The organism is Halobacillus sp. A5, assembly GCF_024189315.1.
Lineage (GTDB): Bacteria > Bacillota > Bacilli > Bacillales > Halobacillaceae > Halobacillus_A.
This window is the reverse complement of record NZ_JAIZEO010000001.1, coordinates 620,954-639,221: the sequence shown is the minus strand read 5'-3', so window position 1 is coordinate 639,221 and position 18,268 is coordinate 620,954. Positions and strand designations below refer to the sequence as shown.

21 protein-coding genes are annotated in these 18,268 nt (G+C 38.7%); 15 read left to right on the top strand and 6 right to left on the bottom strand.

Going from position 1 to position 18,268, the window contains the following annotated elements:
- Positions 1-13: 13 nt before the first annotated feature.
- Positions 14-352 (top strand): YolD-like family protein, encoded by a 339-nt coding sequence (locus LF822_RS03380; RefSeq protein WP_253922545.1) that lies wholly within the window; start codon positions 14-16, stop codon positions 350-352.
- Here the strand turns inward: LF822_RS03380 and LF822_RS03375 are convergent.
- Positions 347-562 carry a helix-turn-helix transcriptional regulator gene (locus LF822_RS03375; RefSeq protein ID WP_253922544.1) on the bottom strand — a complete coding sequence of 72 codons (216 nt, stop codon included), beginning with the start codon at positions 560-562 and terminating at the stop codon, positions 347-349. The genes LF822_RS03380 and LF822_RS03375 overlap by 6 nt on opposite strands.
- Positions 563-878: 316 nt before the next feature.
- Between LF822_RS03375 and LF822_RS03370 the strand changes: the two genes are divergently transcribed.
- From LF822_RS03370 to LF822_RS03345, 6 genes are all read left to right on the top strand, one after another.
- On the top strand, positions 879-2,087 hold the full coding sequence (locus LF822_RS03370; protein WP_253922543.1) for an FtsK/SpoIIIE domain-containing protein: 1,209 nt from the start codon (positions 879-881) through the stop codon (positions 2,085-2,087).
- A complete protein-coding gene (locus tag LF822_RS03365) occupies positions 2,074-2,703 on the top strand; it encodes a hypothetical protein (RefSeq protein WP_253922542.1) in 630 nt (209 codons plus the stop codon). The genes LF822_RS03370 and LF822_RS03365 overlap by 14 nt, the downstream gene beginning before the upstream one ends.
- 536 nt (positions 2,704-3,239) lie before the next feature.
- Positions 3,240-3,467: a YneF family protein gene (locus LF822_RS03360; RefSeq protein WP_371925817.1), complete on the top strand. Its 228-nt coding sequence runs from the start codon at positions 3,240-3,242 to the stop codon at positions 3,465-3,467.
- A gap of 149 nt (positions 3,468-3,616) precedes the next feature.
- A complete protein-coding gene (locus LF822_RS03355) occupies positions 3,617-4,321 on the top strand; it encodes a cytochrome c biogenesis CcdA family protein (protein WP_253922541.1) in 705 nt (234 codons plus the stop codon).
- A gap of 70 nt (positions 4,322-4,391) precedes the next feature.
- Positions 4,392-4,829, top strand: coding sequence for a Na(+)/H(+) antiporter subunit B (locus tag LF822_RS03350; protein ID WP_253922540.1), 438 nt, complete (start codon positions 4,392-4,394; stop codon positions 4,827-4,829).
- Between the two features lie 27 nt (positions 4,830-4,856).
- Positions 4,857-5,324 (top strand): CcdC family protein, encoded by a 468-nt coding sequence (locus LF822_RS03345; protein WP_253922539.1) that lies wholly within the window; start codon positions 4,857-4,859, stop codon positions 5,322-5,324.
- 36 nt (positions 5,325-5,360) lie between these two features.
- On the opposite strand, the gene LF822_RS03340 is transcribed toward LF822_RS03345, so the two are convergent.
- A complete protein-coding gene (locus tag LF822_RS03340) occupies positions 5,361-5,789 on the bottom strand; it encodes a DUF2621 domain-containing protein (protein WP_253922538.1) in 429 nt (142 codons plus the stop codon).
- Between the two features lie 254 nt (positions 5,790-6,043).
- Here LF822_RS03340 and acnA point away from each other — a divergent pair, with 254 nt between their 5' ends.
- The 7 genes from acnA to LF822_RS03305 all read left to right on the top strand — a co-directional run bounded on the left by acnA (position 6,044) and on the right by LF822_RS03305 (position 13,845).
- Complete coding sequence (gene acnA / locus LF822_RS03335) at positions 6,044-8,749, top strand: aconitate hydratase AcnA (RefSeq protein WP_253922537.1); 2,706 nt, start codon at positions 6,044-6,046, stop codon at positions 8,747-8,749.
- A 438-nt stretch (positions 8,750-9,187) separates the two neighbouring features.
- Positions 9,188-9,787 carry a TlpA family protein disulfide reductase gene (locus LF822_RS03330; protein WP_253922536.1) on the top strand — a complete coding sequence of 200 codons (600 nt, stop codon included), beginning with the start codon at positions 9,188-9,190 and terminating at the stop codon, positions 9,785-9,787.
- A 51-nt stretch (positions 9,788-9,838) separates the two neighbouring features.
- Complete coding sequence (locus LF822_RS03325) at positions 9,839-9,982, top strand: FbpB family small basic protein (protein WP_253922535.1); 144 nt, start codon at positions 9,839-9,841, stop codon at positions 9,980-9,982.
- 81 nt (positions 9,983-10,063) lie between these two features.
- On the top strand, positions 10,064-10,285 hold the full coding sequence (gene tlp / locus LF822_RS03320) for a small acid-soluble spore protein Tlp (protein ID WP_253922534.1): 222 nt from the start codon (positions 10,064-10,066) through the stop codon (positions 10,283-10,285).
- A 539-nt stretch (positions 10,286-10,824) separates the two neighbouring features.
- Entirely contained in the window at positions 10,825-13,107 is a 2,283-nt protein-coding gene (locus LF822_RS03315) for an AAA family ATPase (protein ID WP_253923447.1), read from the top strand.
- A gap of 4 nt (positions 13,108-13,111) precedes the next feature.
- Positions 13,112-13,537, top strand: coding sequence for an acyl-CoA thioesterase (locus tag LF822_RS03310; RefSeq protein WP_253922533.1), 426 nt, complete (start codon positions 13,112-13,114; stop codon positions 13,535-13,537).
- The gene (locus LF822_RS03305; RefSeq protein WP_253922532.1) at positions 13,537-13,845 is read left to right on the top strand and encodes a hypothetical protein; all 309 of its coding nucleotides are present in this window, start codon (positions 13,537-13,539) and stop codon (positions 13,843-13,845) included. Before LF822_RS03310 ends, LF822_RS03305 begins: the two co-directional genes overlap by 1 nt.
- A 26-nt stretch (positions 13,846-13,871) precedes the next feature.
- Here the strand turns inward: LF822_RS03305 and LF822_RS03300 are convergent, their stop codons facing one another.
- From LF822_RS03300 to plsY, 4 genes are all read right to left on the bottom strand, one after another.
- Positions 13,872-14,159, bottom strand: coding sequence for a HesB/YadR/YfhF family protein (locus tag LF822_RS03300; RefSeq protein WP_253922531.1), 288 nt, complete (start codon positions 14,157-14,159; stop codon positions 13,872-13,874).
- Between the two features lie 74 nt (positions 14,160-14,233).
- Positions 14,234-14,467 (bottom strand): membrane protein insertion efficiency factor YidD, encoded by a 234-nt coding sequence (yidD, locus tag LF822_RS03295; protein ID WP_253922530.1) that lies wholly within the window; start codon positions 14,465-14,467, stop codon positions 14,234-14,236.
- Between the two features lie 8 nt (positions 14,468-14,475).
- Entirely contained in the window at positions 14,476-15,408 is a 933-nt protein-coding gene (gene folE2 / locus LF822_RS03290) for a GTP cyclohydrolase FolE2 (protein WP_253922529.1), read from the bottom strand.
- 163 nt (positions 15,409-15,571) lie between these two features.
- The gene (plsY, locus tag LF822_RS03285; RefSeq protein ID WP_253922528.1) at positions 15,572-16,153 is read right to left on the bottom strand and encodes a glycerol-3-phosphate 1-O-acyltransferase PlsY; all 582 of its coding nucleotides are present in this window, start codon (positions 16,151-16,153) and stop codon (positions 15,572-15,574) included.
- A 630-nt stretch (positions 16,154-16,783) separates the two neighbouring features.
- Here plsY and zwf point away from each other — a divergent pair.
- Positions 16,784-18,232: a glucose-6-phosphate dehydrogenase gene (gene zwf / locus LF822_RS03280; RefSeq protein ID WP_253922527.1), complete on the top strand. Its 1,449-nt coding sequence runs from the start codon at positions 16,784-16,786 to the stop codon at positions 18,230-18,232.
- The last annotated feature ends 36 nt before the right edge of the window (positions 18,233-18,268 follow it).

Below are 18,268 nucleotides of genomic sequence, written 5' to 3'. Positions count from 1 at the left end.
GGAGAGATTCGGAATGACGTGGCCGAGTGATCGAGGAACAATTAAGTGGACTTCTCTTATGATGCCTGAACATGTTGAGATGGTTCAGGAAGTTTTTAAAGAACAAACTAAAGAGGAAAAACCAGTACTGGATGAGCAACAGATACAAGATCATGCTTTCACCTTGGAAATGGCTATAAAGGATAACCTCACGGTTGAAATAAAATATCATAACGGACACAATTATTCTTACTTTACTGTGAAGGTGGTAGGTATAAACACTGATACAAAGAAAGTAAGTTGCTTTGATCAGCAAAAGAAAGAAGAAATCCAATTAAATTTTTATGACATATTTGAGGTAACTGTTTTATGAGCTCTCATTAGGAGAGCTTTTTTTTATTTTCCATAAGTCTTCAACTTTGCAGTTTAGAATTTCTGCCAATTTTAATGCATTCTCCAATGAAGGAATACTTTTTCCATTTACCCATCTGGACATTACTTCACTACTTACTCCTATTTGAGCAGCAACCCACTTCTTTTTGAAGCCACGCTTGGCTATCCATTCGTTTAGATTACATTCCATAAGAATCACCCACTTATTACTTCTACAGTTTTACGGAGAATCCTTTATTATTTCTTGAACTAATTTCAGAAGTACAGGCAATCTTTAGACTATTTCCCCATACAATTCTACAAAGGTATCTACCAAAGTAAATACTAACTATTTACCAAAGCATCTATCAAAGTATCCCTACACAATTAATTAAGCCTTAAAGGTAACGTGATAAAGGAAATAAAAAAGTGTTTAAAACGGAACGAAGTGGAGAGTCCTGAAGGGGGAGTATGAGGGGGTTGTAGAATATTTAGAACACTTTAATCAATTCTGGAGGTGGTTAATTGTGCTATCTATAATAGGTTGGTCATTAATCGGGGGAGCTTATTTATGCAATGCTTATCCAGCATTTGAATCTGTATTTTTGAAAAACCGATACAACAAAAGAAAGCTCATTGAGAATCTTTACAAGTCATTTACGAATGGTGAGTTTTTTAAAAAAATAAGTGGCAATGAAATTTATCCTACACTGTTACGTTGTGATACTAAACGAGACAATGTAACCTTTGTTTTTACTGTTCCAAGAGGATTGGAGCCAGATACCTTCATTAAAAAGGATTACGTCTTTAAACAACATTTTGGAAAGCATATTGATTTAATAGTGGATGTATCCAGGATTGTATTAAAAGTATATCCTGAAGGCTTACCTTCTGAGTTTAAGTATCAGTATGACAATGTAACTGAATCAATAAAAGGCTTAAAGTTGCCTATTGTATGTGGTCAGAATTTAGAGGGGAGCATATACAGCTTCGATATGGTCACTAATCCTCACATGCTTATTTCAGGGGAAACAGGTTCAGGTAAATCGAGTGAATTGAGAAGCATTCTAACCACACTCATAAAATTAAAAAATCCAAATGATTTAAGGCTAGTCTTAGGTGATTTAAAACGGTCAGAATTTCACTTGTTTAAAAACATTGAGCACGTAGAAGGGGTATATCATTCTGCGGATAAGTTAAGGCCAGCTTTGAAAAAAGTGAAAAAAGAAATGACTAAACGAGGCAATATGCTGGATGAAGAAGGGGTAAATTCAATTGATCAGTTAAAAGTGAAATTACCTTACATTATTGTTTGTATAGATGAAGTGGCTTTACTGAAGAAAGAAACGGATATTATGGACATTTTAGAGGAAATTTCAAGCATTGGCCGTTCATTAGGTGTGTTTGTAATCTTATCTATGCAAAGACCAGATAGTAAGTTGCTTGATGGTAAGTTAAAAGTGAATCTAACAGTAAGAATGGGGTTCAAAACAGCAGATCTGACTAACTCAAAAATAATTGGTACACCAGGATCTGAGAAAATAGAAACTCCTGGACGTATGTTATTGAAAGTGAATTCGTCCATGCAAGAAATACAATGTCCTTTATTAGAAAATAAACAGGCTGAGAAATTGTTGAAGCCATACAAAGTAAAAGAGATTGTTGAAGAAGAACAGCAGCCTGAAGAGGATATTTATTCTAAGGTTAGGGAGCTGTTTAATAATGAAGAAACGTGACAAGCAAATTATTAATGACTTAGAACGTTTCAGGGTGATGAGTCGTGACGATATTGTTGACTTGTACTTTTCTCATTTGAAGAACCCGATCACAAATGCGAATACAGTCCTCAAAAGAATGGTAAGAGATAACCATATCGAAGTAAGTAAAGCATTTAGCCCATACGTTTATTTTCCCTACAATTCCACAATGAAAAGAAACTCCACTAAAATACCTCACTTTTTAAGAATAGTCGATATCTATAAACAACTAAAACAATACATGAGAGTATCTAGCTTTGAAGTTGAACCTAAGTTTCAAAAAGGGTTAGCAGAGCCAGACATATTTACCACAATTAAAGGGACTCCATTCTTTATTGAAATACAAAGGAATATCTACTCTCAAAAAGTAATGGATAATAAAATGCTACGTTATGAATCTCTGTGTTACTCAGGAGAATTTTCAGCCTTTCCATTTATAATCTTAATTACTGATACAAGATACAAAATTAGTTCTGATGTAATTACAGTGTTTCAAGTACCAACCATCCATGAATTTATGAAGAATATACAAAAGAAAGAAAAGCCTAAAGTAAGAGATAGTCAGGGTGGGGGTATTAAGTTTAAAATTGGCTGATTAGGCAGGAATATCTTTTATATCCCTAGAATAGAGTAAATAATTAACAAAACTTGTATTAAGAGGTGATATAATATCGAAGAAAGAAACGAGGAATCATCAGTAGAACCGTATTGGGATACATCAACTCCAAATCCAAGTAATATTTCAAGAATGTTGTTTTGGGTAGGAGGACTGGAAATCGCATTAGGTTTCATTGTAGCGTCGTTTAGGGCTAACGAGGCTTATGAATTAGGCTGGACTACATTTTTTGTATGGTTAATGCCTACATTGGTTTCTGGCTTACTAATTATTGGATTCGCTGAAGTAATAAAGCTCTTAACGATCATTAAAAATAAGACGGATACATGAGATTATACTCTCGATAAATTCACCCTACAATTTGTAGGGTTTTTTTGTTAACTAATATAATGTAGAAACTCGATGAAAACTTAATCACCCTCTTAATGTTTCTAAGAAAAACATAGACAGAAACTCACCCTTCGTGGTATATTTTTCACAATAAGGGAAGTGGCTCCCTGGAGGAAGACGTTGATATGACTTTGGGCATCGTATGGGTAATCATCATTGCGGTTTTAGCTCTAGTTGGTGGCGTAGCCTTAGGCTTCTTCATTGCTAGAAAGTACATGATGAACTATTTGAAAAAGAACCCGCCGATTAATGAACAAATGCTGCGCACGATGATGATGCAGATGGGCCAGAAGCCTTCGCAGAAGAAGATCAATCAGATGATGCGTGCAATGAACAACCAGCAGACCAAATAACAATCAAAAGCCTTTACTTCCCCTTTAGAAGTAGAGGCTTTTTTATAGGTTTTCGGATCAAATTCGAAATGAATACTTACATTACTGATCGTTTTTCACCCTGCTCTCTGATACAATAAAGAACGAGTATGTTCATGGAGGCTTCACTTATGACTGATTTAAACGTTTTTCTTGCATTTGGAGCAGGGTTTCTTTCTTTTATCTCACCTTGTGTCCTGCCTTTATATCCTGCGTTCCTCTCGTACATAACAGGAATGAGTGTGAATGAACTTAGGGACGATAATGGAATGCTGACGAAACGCAGCCTGACCCACACAGTTTTATTCCTGCTCGGTTTTTCAACAATCTTTCTAATACTGGGTTTCTCAGGATCTTTGTTCGGTCAGGTATTAATTCAGAATGAAGAATTGATCCGCCGTCTGGGAGCCGTCTTAATCATCTTTTTTGGCTTTGTAATTATTGGGGTTTTTAATTTTCAATTCCTGATGAAAGACCGTAAGATTTCTTTTAAAAACAGACCGGCAGGCTATGCGGGCTCTTTTCTAATCGGCCTTACATTTTCACTGGGATGGACGCCCTGCACAGGTCCCATATTATCCGCTGTACTTGTACTTGCTGCTGATCAGCCTGATTTGTTTCTCTTAATGATGGTTGCCTACTCACTTGGATTTTCTCTTCCTTTTTTAATTCTTTCTTTCTTTATAGGTAAAATGGGATGGATTAAACGGCACAGCGCCCGCATCGTTAAAATTGGAGGCTGGATAATGATATTTATGGGTGTCGCCTTGTATTTCGACTGGATGACAAAGCTGACTTCCTATCTGGCCGGATTGTTCGGGTTTCAAGGTTTTTAACCATGGATTTTGCAGAAAGATTGTATTATCATAGTAGAAGTATATAGATGTTGATAAAAGGAGTTTTTTTATGGCGCGGACGAATGACTTAATTCTAAGAACAACAACGGCGTTAATTGCTTTTATTTTACTCGGCTTTTCTGTCTATTTATTTTTCGCCGGTCATAATAAGCCTGGCGGAGGATTTATTGGAGGTCTAATGGCATCTGCAGCCTTAGTATTAATGAATATGGCATATGGACTGGACGTAATAAGAAAAGTGATTCGTGTAAATTACTTGTATATGATTTTTACGGGACTATTAATTGCTGTAGGTACAGGGGTTGGCTCCTTTCTGTTTGGAGCTCCTTTTTTAACTCATAATTTCGGTTATTTTCAGCTGCCGATCCTGGGACGGACAGAACTGGCTACCGCAATATTATTTGACCTCGGCGTTTACTTAACGGTTATAGGAGTAACGATGACGATTATTCTAACAGTAGCTGCTGATCGGGAAGAAAGCGAATAAATGTGAACGGACGAAAGAGTGAACCTTATGTTTTGGATAATTTCAAGTTCCATTATGGCTGCAATAATGGCGGTAGTGATGATTTTCATCCGCCTGCGCGCAGCAAAAAAACCAGCGAGTGTTAAAAAAATTATTCTGCCTCCCTTTATGATGAGCACAGGAGCATTTATGTTTTTGTTTCCTGTGTTCCGTGTAGAATGGACACAGGTGCTCGAAGCTGTATTTATTGGTGCTGTCTTTTCTGTTTTTTTAATACGCTCCTCAAAATTTGAAGTGAGGGAAGGAAAGATTTATTTAAAGCCTTCCAGAGCATTTGTTTTCATACTTTTTGGATTATTAATTCTTAGAATCATATTAAAGATATTAATTGGTTCATCTATTTCATTTGGGGAAACAAGTGGTATGTTTTTTCTTTTAGCGCTCGGAATGATTTTAACGTGGCGTTTAGCGATGCTGAAACAGTATCTTCGCCTTGAAAAAACAATAGCCTCATAAAAAAACTCGGATACCTGCTTAAGGTTCCGAGTTTTTTTACCGTTCAAAGAGTGGCTGATACGGAGTGATGTCAATTTGTTTCTCTTTAAGTTTTTTTATTAAAAATTTATGGTCTCTTTTAGGTGTAGCCAAAATGTAACCTTCAATTATTATATCCTCTGTCATTTTGGAGCTTTTTCTCTCTACAGCTACCTGCCCTATCTTTCCGGCAATTTTTTGCTTAGCCACGTCCCTGAAAATTTCCGGTACCGGGGAAACCAGTTCTTCCAACAGCGCTTTCTGATCCTTCGTCCACATGTGAGCAGTCTGCTCTACGTAGTATTCTTCCCAATCCATTGTCGATTTTCCGTCTTCTTTAGGCATTCTTTTTAGAAATTTCCTGAACATAAAGAAACCGCCGATTGACATAAGTACGATCATGAGAACGATCCAGCCTATAATAAATAAAGCAAAACCGCCTGACATAAAACATCACCTATTTCATTTATACTTATTACGATTCATTATAAAACCATCTGCTGTGAAAGACAAGCTGGATTTAAGCTGTGTCGAATCTATAAAAATTTTGCGTAATTATTTTACTTATAAATCGTTTTCATATACAATAAAGGATGCATATTTGTGGACTTTTCAGAAAAAAAGAAAGCAAATGACACATTGGGGAATGGCATTAGAATGAATAATGTCATTTAAACACTGAAGAGGGGGTAAAAGGAATTATGGCTAACAATGCATTTAATGCTCGCAAACAATTTGAATTGAATGGTCAAACGTACAACTATTACGAATTAAAAGCCTTAGAAGAGGCGGGACACGGCAAGATCTCTCGTCTGCCTTTTTCTATCCGTATTTTACTTGAATCTCTGCTTCGTCAGCACGATGGACGTGTAATTAAGGATGAACATGTAGAGAGTCTAGCAAACTGGGGAACTAGTCAATCGAAAGGGGAAGACGTACCATTTAAACCTTCCCGTGTTATCCTTCAGGACTTTACTGGAGTACCAGCAGTTGTAGATTTAGCATCTCTCCGTAAAGCAATGGTTGATTTAGGAGGCAGTCCTGACAAAATTAACCCTGAAGTGCCTGTAGACCTAGTTATTGATCACTCTGTTCAAGTGGATAAGTATGGCACACCTGATTCTTTAAACATCAATATGGAGCTTGAATTCGAGCGTAACCAGGAGCGTTATGAGTTCTTACACTGGGCTCAAAAAGCGTTTGACAATTATCGTGCTGTTCCGCCGGCAACTGGTATTGTACACCAAGTTAACTTAGAATACATTGCCAACGTTGTTCACGCAATTGAGAATGATGAGGGATCTTATGATACTTATCCTGATACGCTCGTCGGTACGGATTCTCATACGACTATGATTAACGGTCTTGGAATCCTTGGATGGGGCGTAGGAGGAATTGAAGCAGAAGCCGGTATGCTTGGCCAGCCTTCATATTTCCCGGCACCAGAAGTTATCGGTGTAAAATTAAATGGCAGCTTCCCTCAAGGTACGACAGCAACTGACTTAGCGCTTAAAGTTACTCAGAAGCTGAGAGAGCAGAATGTTGTTGGGAAATTTGTTGAGTTTTTCGGCCCCGGCCTTCAGGAAATGCCTCTTGCTGACCGTGCTACAATTTCAAATATGGCACCTGAGTACGGCGCGACATGTGGTTTCTTCCCTGTGGATAAAGAGTCGCTAGAATATATGCGTTTAACCGGGCGCAGCGAAGAACAAATTGCTGTTGTCGAAAAATATTGCAAGGAAAACAGTCTATGGTACGATCCATCACTTGAAGATCCAGAATTTACAAAGCTTGTTGAAATCGATCTCGGAGAGTTAGAACCTAACCTGTCAGGTCCTAAACGTCCGCAGGATTTGATCCCGCTTTCAAAAATGAAGGAATCCTTTGAGAAAGCTATCACGGGACCATCTGGGAATCACGGGTTTGGATTGGATAAGAAAGAATTCGACAAAGAGGTTGAAGTAGAATTTGCCAACGGCAAGAAATCAATCATGAAGACTGGTGCACTTGCAATTGCCGCGATCACTTCCTGTACCAATACGTCGAACCCTCACGTTATGCTCGGAGCAGGGCTGGTCGCCAAGAAGGCTGTGGAGTTTGGTTTAAACGTACCGGATTACGTGAAGACTTCTCTTGCCCCTGGTTCAAAAGTTGTTACGAGATACCTTGAGGACTCTGGTCTTATGGAGCCTTTGAATAAGCTTGGTTTTAACCTTGTTGGGTACGGATGTACTACATGTATCGGAAACTCCGGTCCATTACTTCCTGAGATTGAGAAAGCTATTGCCGACAGTGATTTAACGGCTTCTTCTGTCCTTTCAGGGAACCGTAACTTCGAAGGGCGTATTCACCCGCTTGTTAAAGCGAATTACCTGGCTTCACCGCCATTAGTTGTCGCTTATGCTTTAGCGGGTACAGTGGACATAGATTTAAAAAATGAACCACTTGGTACTAATACAGAAGGTAAACCAGTATATTTCAATGACGTGTGGCCTTCACAGGAAGAAATTAAAGCGGAAGTTGCGCGTGTTGTAACACCGGAAATTTTCCGTAAAGAGTATGAGAATGTATTTAATTCTAACGAGAAGTGGAATGAAATTGATACAACTGATGAGCCCCTTTACGATTGGAACGACGAATCAACATATATTCAGAATCCACCGTTCTTTGAAGGGCTTTCTCCTGAACCTGAAACAGTTAAGCCTTTAAACAACTTAAGAGTAATTGGTAAGTTTGGCGATTCTGTTACGACAGACCATATCTCACCAGCGGGTGCTATTCCAAAAGATATGCCGGCAGGTGAATATTTAATCGAGAAAGATGTATCTCCACGTAACTTTAACTCTTATGGTTCCCGCCGGGGTAATCATGAAGTGATGATGAGAGGTACGTTTGCCAACATTCGTATCCGTAACGAATTGGCACCTGGTACAGAAGGCGGTTTTACGACTTACTGGCCGACAGAGGAAGTAATGCCGATTTATACTGCTGCTATGAAATATAAAGAGGACCAGACTCCACTTGCCGTTATTGCAGGCGATGACTATGGAATGGGAAGTTCCCGTGACTGGGCCGCAAAAGGTACTGATTTGTTAGGAATCAAAACTGTGGTTGCCCAAAGTTTTGAGCGTATCCACCGTTCAAATCTGGTGATGATGGGGGTTCTTCCATTACAATTTAAAGAGGGAGATACCATTGAATCGCTTGGTTTAACTGGTCGTGAATCCTTAGATGTAGACGTAGATGAGTCTGTAAAACCGCGTGATCTGGTTAAAGTTACAGCTACATCTGAAGATGGTACGAAAAAAGAATTTGACGTAATTGCTCGTTTCGATAGTGAAGTTGAAGTTGATTATTATCGTCACGGCGGCATCCTCCAAATGGTGCTTCGTAACAAATTAAGCTAATATTAAAACGAGGGAACCTGCTGTTTATCTTAACAGCAGGTTTTCATGCTGTTGAGAAAGTTTGGAAAGATATAGACGTGTTATTTCGTAGTTCCTCCATTAGAATATGTAGAAAAAGGAACAGGAAAAGCGCCTCTTTTAAGCGGGGCGGACGGCGTCACTTTTTCCGTTCCTTTTAATCACAAGAGGCTTTTAGAACCATTGAAGCATGCAGCTTTGTTAAAGGTAATCCAGAAGCACTAGCTCTCTTTTATCTTGATTATGAAAGGAATGTTTCCACTTTCGAACTAAAAGAGAAAACGACGGTTTCTCAATAAGCTGGTTTTTTCTTTTTAATAGATGAATTATAATTAGAGAATGTCATGTTTTATTTAACGGTTTTATTCATATCTTATAGTAATGAGTGGAAAGTAAGTGGAAGATAAAGGAAGGATTGCAATGATTAAGCAGATTAGTGCCGCTTTTTTCTTGCTTGTGCTGGTAGGGGTTATTGTATACAACGAAACCGGACAAGAAGAACCAGATACCTCCAATAAGCTCCAGGAATATGATACTACAGGAGATGGAGAACAGGAAGGGACGGCGATTAGCCCTCCGAATGCTCCTGAAGGGCTTAAGACAGGTGAACAGGCTCCGGATTTTGAACTTGAAACACTTGAAGGAGATGAGGTGAATTTATCTGAACTTAAAGGGGAGAAGGTGTTTTTAAATTTCTGGGCGACCTGGTGTCCTCCTTGTAAAGAAGAAATGCCCGAAATGGAAAAATTCCACCAGGAATTTGGTGATGAAGTTACGGTATTAGCGGTTAATGCTACTGATTCTGAAAGTAATTTAACCGATGTTGAAGAATACATTGAAGAAGAAGACTACACGTTTCCTGTATTATTGGATAAGAAAGGAGAAGTAAATAATAGTTATCAAGCTATGTCCATTCCCACCACCTATTTTATCGGCACGGATGGAAAAGTTCAGCAGGATCGTAAAGTAGGTCCAATGAGCTATGACTTTATGGTAGAAATGAAAGATGCATTAGATTAAGTATAACTCTTGCAAACATGGGAATCCTTTTTAGGTAAAGGAGTGATTTGCATGAGAAAGAAACAAAAAATTACTTATCAAGAGCGTGTACAGGAGAATATTCAACTGATCTTGAAAGATCAAAAGCTAATGGATCAGATTGAGGCCCGTATTGATGAAAGACATCAACAGCGTATGAAGAAAATTCCTTCTTAATAGTAGAAGGAATTTTTTTGTATAAAAAATGCATAATTTCAAATCATAAATTGTGACATTCAATATAGGAGGTAACAATAGATGCCAGAACAAAAACCAAATCCAGACAATCGCGAGGATAACGTAGAGCGACTGCAGGAAGCTGTACAAAATACGATTGAGAATATTGAAGCATCACATGAAACGATGAATATGGCAGACGGCAAAGACCGGGAGCAGATTGAAAACAAGAACAAAAAGAGAGAACAGGCCTTGGAAGCTATGCGTAAAGAAATAAGTGATGAGGCTCGCCATAAAGAATAAAAACGAATGAAACCGTTCCCTCTTAGGGAGCGGTTTTCAGGCTGTTAAAAAAATTAGATGGTTGTAGCCATGGAATCACCTGTCTCCTCCATAAGAAATTGAAGAAAAGGAACAGAAAAAAGCCGCATTCCTTGCTCTTGTCAAAGGAGTTGTTACTTTTTCTGTTACATCAAAAGAGAGTTTTGGAGCCATTGAGGTATGAGCCTTTTTTGGAAGAGTTAATTTTAGGCAGTACTTAACCGAATACTCTTTTATCGAATAAGGGTTTTAGGAAATGGCGATACTCCTATGGGAGAGACGAATCAGGTGTGCCCCCGGAGGACTGATAAGTACGAGGAGGCACACCATTCGCCCATGGAAAGGGAGTCGTTTCCTAAAACCCGTTCCTCTTATTTATGCAAGGACTGTTTACACTATTTAAATAACAGAGGAAACGATGGTTTCTAATTAAGATAAAACCGTTCCCTATTAGGGAGCGGTTTTATTATATGGGCAAGTTCATCTACATCATTGTTTAATTATGATAAAATATAACGATGATGGAAGGACGGGATATTTTGAAACATCAACATCTGCAGCAATGGACGCACTTAGAGGAGGAGCCTCCTCTATCCGAAGTTGAAGTCTTACGTTATTTAAATAATGAAATTATAGATAATAATGAAATAAAAGCAACCTTATACGTGATTCTTGCCTATTATCGAATCAAAAGACATCCCGCTCAAGATGACCTGGCGGATCAGTTTATTGACCAGGCACAAGTACTGGCTCCTGAGCATCCAATTGTAAAAGAGCTTTACGACTCTGTTCAGATTCTGCGGGGGTACTCAATGTTAAGGCAGAAAACATTTGAACAATGGATTCTGCATGAGACAGATCACAATTCAGCTAAAAGTAAGAAGGTGGAGTCCATCTTGGCCGATGTGGATGATCTTCTCCTGCATTGGAACGAAGAATTAGCAGAGAAAGCAGTAGTTGGCGGTAATTATGCATACGTACAAGTCTATCAGGAGATTTACTCCAATTTGCTTCTTTTAAGAAATAAATTGAATGAGGCACGTGACTCTATTCAACAGAGAAGAATTACTATTCCCGTAATAGAGATTAATGAGAGTATTAGAAAGATTGTCGACAGCAGGGAAGAGCTTTTTAAAATCCTGCCTGGCTTTCTAACCTCGGGTAATAAAGAGAATCCAATTGAACAATTTGATCAAATGATCGGCTTAAGAGACGTAAAAGTTTATATAAAAAAGTATTATCATTTCTTGAAATACCAGCAGCAGCGTAAGAGCCTGGGGTTTTCCATGGTGGACGAACCCGGCCTCCATATGATTATGACAGGTAATCCCGGGACGGGAAAGACCACTATCGCCCGTCTTTTGGCAGGTATCTATTATGACTTAGGAATCTTAGAAACGAAAGACGTAGTAGAAGTCAATCGCTCGCATTTGGTCGGGTCGTACGTTGGTCAGAGTGAAGAGAATACCATGAATTATGTGAAACAGGCGGTAGGCGGCGTATTATTCATTGATGAAGCTTATAGTCTAAAGCGTGAAGGTCAGACTGGCAATGATTATGGACAGGCTGTAATTGACACACTAGTTTCGGCAATGACAAGTAAAGATTACGGTGGGAAATTTGCGATTATATTAGCTGGATATCCTGAAGAAATGAGACAATTTTTGTGGGCAAACCCAGGGTTAAGAAGTCGTTTTCCTGAACAAAATCACATTGAATTGCCTGACTATAATACTGAAGAATTACTGGAAATTGCTGAAAATGCGGCGTTAGAGAATGATTTCTTTTTCACAAAAAAAGCGCTGCGTGCGTTTGAAACGCAGATTGAAAACGAAAGAATTGACGAGTCGTTCGGTAACGCCAGAACCGTACGCAACCTTGTGCTCAAAAATATTTTTCAAAAAGGAGCTTCAGAATCGTTCAATGATAAGGAACACTGGCTTGATCATATGAGGATTGACGAAGAAGACCTTCAGTTTGACAGGGGAAAAGACATGGAAGTTCCTTCTCCCCTCGATGAACTACACCACCTAATCGGTTTAAAAAATATAAAAGATGAAGTAAGGAAACTATCTTCTTTTGTAAGAGCGCAGCAAAAAAGAAGAGATGAAGGATTTCCTGTTGTCCCGATAGAGCTTCACTCTGTATTTTCAGGTAATCCAGGTACAGGGAAGACGACGGTAGCAGATATATATGCCCGCATATTAAAGGAGTGCGGTCTGTTAAAGAGGGGACATATGGTTGTAGCTTCAAGAAGTGATTTAGTAGCTGGATATACAGGACAGACTGCGATAAAAACAAAAAAGAAAATCAGGGAAGCTCTAGGCGGTGTATTGTTTATTGATGAGGCTTACTCTCTTCACAGTAAGGGAAGAGACGATTTTGGAAAAGAAGCAATCGAAACCTTAATAGACGAGATGACTAAGCATAATGAGAATTTAGTTGTCATTTTAGCCGGTTATCAATACGAGATGCAGCAGCTCATTAACAGTAATCCAGGATTAGATTCCAGATTCAAAAAATATTTTCACTTTCCTGATTATACAGAAACAGAGCTCTTAGATATGACTGTTCAATTGACTTTGGAATATGATTATAAAATTGAAGAAGAAGCACAACGTTTTTTATTAGAGCAATTCAGACAGCATAACATTCGCGGTAATGGCCGTTTTGTTACTAACATCGTGACAGAAGCCATTCAATTTCAGTCTTACCGTTTATTTGAAAGCGGCGGGCTGGACGGTATGAATTGGTTAGTGAAAGAAGACTGGCAGAAAGCCTGGCAAACTATCCGGGGGGAATAGTTAAATGATTACTAATAAAACAGAAATTAACGTCCGTTACCAGGAGACAGATATGATGGGTGTGGTCTATCATGCTAATTATCTTGTTTGGTTTGAAATTGGACGTACATCTCTTATCGAAGATTTAGGGTTTTATTACCATGAAATAGAAAAACAAGGAGTAGTATCTCCAGTCGTTGATGCTTCCATCCAATTCAAACGCCCCGTTCGTTACGGAGATGAAGTTTTTGTGAAAACGTGGGTGAAGGCTTATGACGGCTTGAGAATTACCTATGGGTATCATGTAGAGCATCATAATGGGGAGCTTGCGGTGTCAGGAGAAACTAAACACGTTATCGTTAAAAAGGATACCTTCCGTCCTGTTTCGATTAGAAAGCATTTTCCCGATTGGCATGATGCGTATTTAAGAGCAATGGAGAAGTCGGAATAATGGCATTCGGAGTAAAAAGGGCAGAGTTGTCAAATTGGAAGCAGAGTGTAGAAGCGGGAAGTATAGCATTTTTAACACATTATTGGCTGGATGACCGCTTTCCCGGATGTGATACGGTTACAAAAGCAGGCTGTGCCAACATTGATAAGCTGGCTCAATGGGGCAGTCAATACGGCCTTAAAAAGGAATGGATCCACCGTGACCCTCAACATCCTCATTTTGATTTGTTTGGAGCGCGGCAGCTTGAAGTATTGACGAGCGAAAGGCAATGGGAGCAGATTCACCGATTTTCATTAAGGAAAAAATAAAGCGCCGCATAATTGCGGCGCTTTATTTAATCATATATAAATTCAGGCTCCTGCCATTTTTCATTATATTGAACAGTTAAGGAACGATCATCAAAATACCATTCATCATCAGCTTCAATGAAAAAGTGGACTTGCCCCGCCTTGTCTTCTGCTATTGGTTCAGCGGCTTCCACCTGCTTAATGGCCAGAGACAGCCCCGGCTGAAGACCGCCAACTCCTCCATAGCGCACATAAAAACGAATCGAAGCATCCTCGTTTAATTCTAATTCATCTTTATACCATTTCGCAGCTTCTTCCGTTACTTTCAAGTTCATAACCTCATCTCCTACTTTTCTGAATCTGTAAATCTTTTTCCTTTATAGAGAGAATCATAAACCTAAAAAGATGATCAGCTGTTTTTCTCTTTTTTGCTTAAAGGAACAGGGTCAAAACCACCTTTATGAAATGGATGACATTTCGATATTCTTTTTACAGTCAGCCAAGTGCCTTTTATGAATCCAAACTTTCTAAATGCTTCTATTCCGTATTCAGAACAGGTAGGCATAAAGCGGCAGCTCGGCGGAGTCAGCGGGCTGATGAACTTGCGATAAATAGATAGAACAGCGATCATTATATATTTCATAAAATACCTTATTCAAGCTCATGTTTTTTATCATAGGTTAGTGAAGCGACGGCATCGTGTAAATGAATAGATTCCTCATTGCGGCATTTCACTGTAAAGGCTTCTACGAAGTTATATTCATACAAGTCTGCTGCAACCAGTCTTACAATATCCTCAACAAATCTTGGGTTTTCGTAAGCCTGCTCTGTAACCATCTTCTCATCCGGACGTTTAAGAACAGGATGAATGCGTGCACTTGCATTACTTTCTGCTGCTTCTAGTAACACAGCCTTCCAGTCAACCTTTTGTTCATCGAAGTCTTCAGTAAGCTTCACTTCCATCGTCACGTTGCCCCGTTGATTATGAGCGCTGTATTCACTAATCTCTTTCGAACAAGGGCATAATGTTGTAATTTTTCCAGTAAGACTTACGGTCACATCAAATCCTTTAGTACGATCATATTTTACTGCGATTGAAGCATCCGCATGATTCATTCCTGTTAATTGGGAGTAGGGTCCTTTCCTTTCAAAGAACCACGGGAAAGAAACCTCTACCTCAGCATCTTCTTGTTTGAGTCTATCGGCAAGTTCTGAAGTGAAACTTTTTAATGTTTCAACATCGATGGCAAATCCTTCATGATGATATTTGTCAAGCTGCTCCGTAAAGCGGCTCATATTCGTACCTTTGCTTCCCTGAGCAATGGAAGAGCCGAATGTAAACGTTCCAATAGTGGTTTGAATTTCGGGACTCAGCTGACTGGGAATAGAAATCGGGTGCTTTACATTTGAAATTCCAACCATATCTATCTGGAAAAGAAAATCTTTTTTTGAGTTTTGCAAATCAGCCATCTTATCCTTCTCGACTGGTTTGGTTCTTGGTCCTGGATCCACCGATCCAAATAATTTATGACGATCCTCTTTAGGAGGAAGTTGTTTTGTTTTATTCAATTCTGCTTGATTCATAACATAGGCTCCTTTCAGACCAGCTCTATACATCAAAGTATACAATATGTAAATACGTTAATAAAATTTATTGCTTTTATGATGTGTCTTCAAAGCTCGATTATACACACATAGAGAAACCCGCGGCAATAGGCTTCCGCAGGTTTCTCTAATACTGCTGCTTTTACATCCACGTAATTTTTGGCTCTGTCTTATTTAATATCCGCTTAATGTTGGTTCGATGACGGTATATAACAAAAATAGTCATGATCGCAATAACAATGGATAAGCCAAACTCTCCAAGGAGTAAGGTCACCACAAAGGCAACGACCCCGGTTACCATAGAGGACAGCGATACGTATTTGGTTAAATAGAGAAGCAGAAAAAATGTTGCTAAAATTATGGCAAATACTAGCGGGTTTACACCCAGGATGACTCCACCTGAGGTTGCCACTGCTTTTCCACCTTTAAACCCTGCAAATACCGGATACATATGGCCAATAACTGCAAAAAGCCCGATGACTAGTGTGATGATCTCTGCACCAAATAATAATGGAAGGACCGTCGCCAACGTCCCTTTTAAAATATCCGCAGTTGTGACTACAAGACCCGCTTTTAACCCAAGCACTCTAAAGGTGTTTGTCCCGCCTAAGTTTCCACTTCCATGTTCACGTATGTCTATACCATATCCCAGTTTACCTACGATAAGACCAGAGGGAATTGCTCCTATTAAGTAAGCCAAAATAATAAAAATAAAGTATTCCATGATGCACAACTCCTTACGCCTTTGTCATTAGTTTATCATTATATCTGGTGTTAAAGAACAAAAATCTTATATGGAATCTAGTATTTTAAATAAAAGTTCTTTTTGTGTTATAAAGCTCCTCTTAGCTGTAATCAGAAGAGGAATAATAGGAACCAGACTTAATACAATTCACAGAAGAAAAGGAGTATTTATCTAAAACGGTTTGATCATCCCAGACAGACCGTCAAAATAGATTCGGAGGTGGACAGAGTACAACCTTCAAGCTTCTAAATCAAGGGAGATGGACCTGGTATACGTGCAGTTTTCGATATGAATATTAGATCAAATTAAAAACCTGTAATGAGCGATGATTAAAGGTTTATTTTTGTTCTTACCTATCCTTTCCAGCTATTTATTTTTGACATCTCATTTCTATAGCTTAAAATATTTAGTGTACAAAGAATATGAAAAAACACAAAAATCGGATATTATCAAGGATTAAAGGGGTTACATGTTGGGATAAATTTATAATATTGTCCAAATTGTCAAATTATTACTTGTGTAATCGATCCCAATATCTTAATGTAACGAGAGTAGTATTTTGAAGAAACAGAATAGTATAAAAGTATCTTGAAAGTGGAGGAAAAGCTATTGGAATCTATGTCGTTTATCTTGTTTGGATCAACGGGTGACTTAGCAAAACGAAAAATTTACCCAGCTTTGTACAATTTATTTATAGATAGTTCCATGCCTGATTCTTTCTCAGTCGTAGGTTTAGGCCGAAGACAGTGGTCGCATGAAGAATTTAAAGGTAATGTGGAGGATGCGGTACGTACGTTTTCCAGAAGTTCCGTAGATGAAGAGTCGATGGATAAATTTCTTCAAGCTTTTCGTTATCATCCACTGGATGTGACGGAGCCCGAAGCATACGAGGACCTTTACAACTATGTCAATCAAAGGGAAAAAGAATTAAACATTCAAGCAAATCGAATGTTTTATTTATCTGTTTCACCCAAATTGTTTGATGTGATTATAACTAATGTGAAAAACAGCGGCCTGAGTGATACTGAGGGCTGGAAGCGGCTTATTATAGAGAAGCCGTTCGGTCATGATTTACAGTCGGCAAGAGAATTAAATAAGAAGATCAGTGCCGTATTTGAAGAGATAGAAATTTACAGGATCGACCATTATTTAGGAAAGCCCATGGTCCAGAACCTTGAAGCTTTAGAGCACTCTAATCCTGTACTGCAGGCTCTCTGGAATAAAAAGTATATTGCAAATATGCAAATCACTGCCAGTGAGATTGTAGGAGTGGAAGAAAGAGCCGGTTACTATGATAAGGTCGGCGCTATTCGAGATATGGTACAGAATCATATGCTTCAGTTATTAATGATGACAGCGATGCGCCTGCCTAATGAAATTAATGCTGAAAATATAAGAAACGAAAAGAAAAAAGTTATGGAAGCCCTCCGTCCTCTATCAAAAGAAGATGTGGCTAAAAATATTGTCCGGGGCCAGTATGGTCCAGGAATTATAAATGATGAGCATGTACAAGGATATCTGGATGAAGAAGGCATTGAGAATTCTTCAAGAAATGATACCTATATCGCTGCCCGTTTATGGATTGATAATGAATTCTGGGAAGGTGTTCCTTTCTATATCCGAACAGGTAAACGCATGAAAGAGAAGTCCACTAGAATTGTTATGGAATTTAAGAGTCCTTACGGCAAAAGATATGAGGAAGAAGAACTGGCCCCTAACCTGCTGATCATAGAAATTAGTCCAAATAAGGGAGTTACTCTGCAATTGAACAGTAAAAACTCTTTAAATAACGGAAAGCTTGAGCCGGTTCATATTAATTTCTCCCGTGATCAGAGGGAACTGCCTGAAGCATATGAACTGTTGCTTTTAGATGCTATGCGCGGGGACCAGACTTATTTTGCTCACTGGGATGAAGTGGAAATGTCCTGGGAATGGGTGCAGCCAATATTGGATGATTACGAGCAGGATGAAGCACCATTATACTTGTATGAAGCAGGTTCGATGGGACCGAAGGCTGCAGATAGATTAATTGATGAGGACAGCTTTCAATGGTGGTAAACTGCAGATTAATTTAGGATTAATGTATTGAAATAT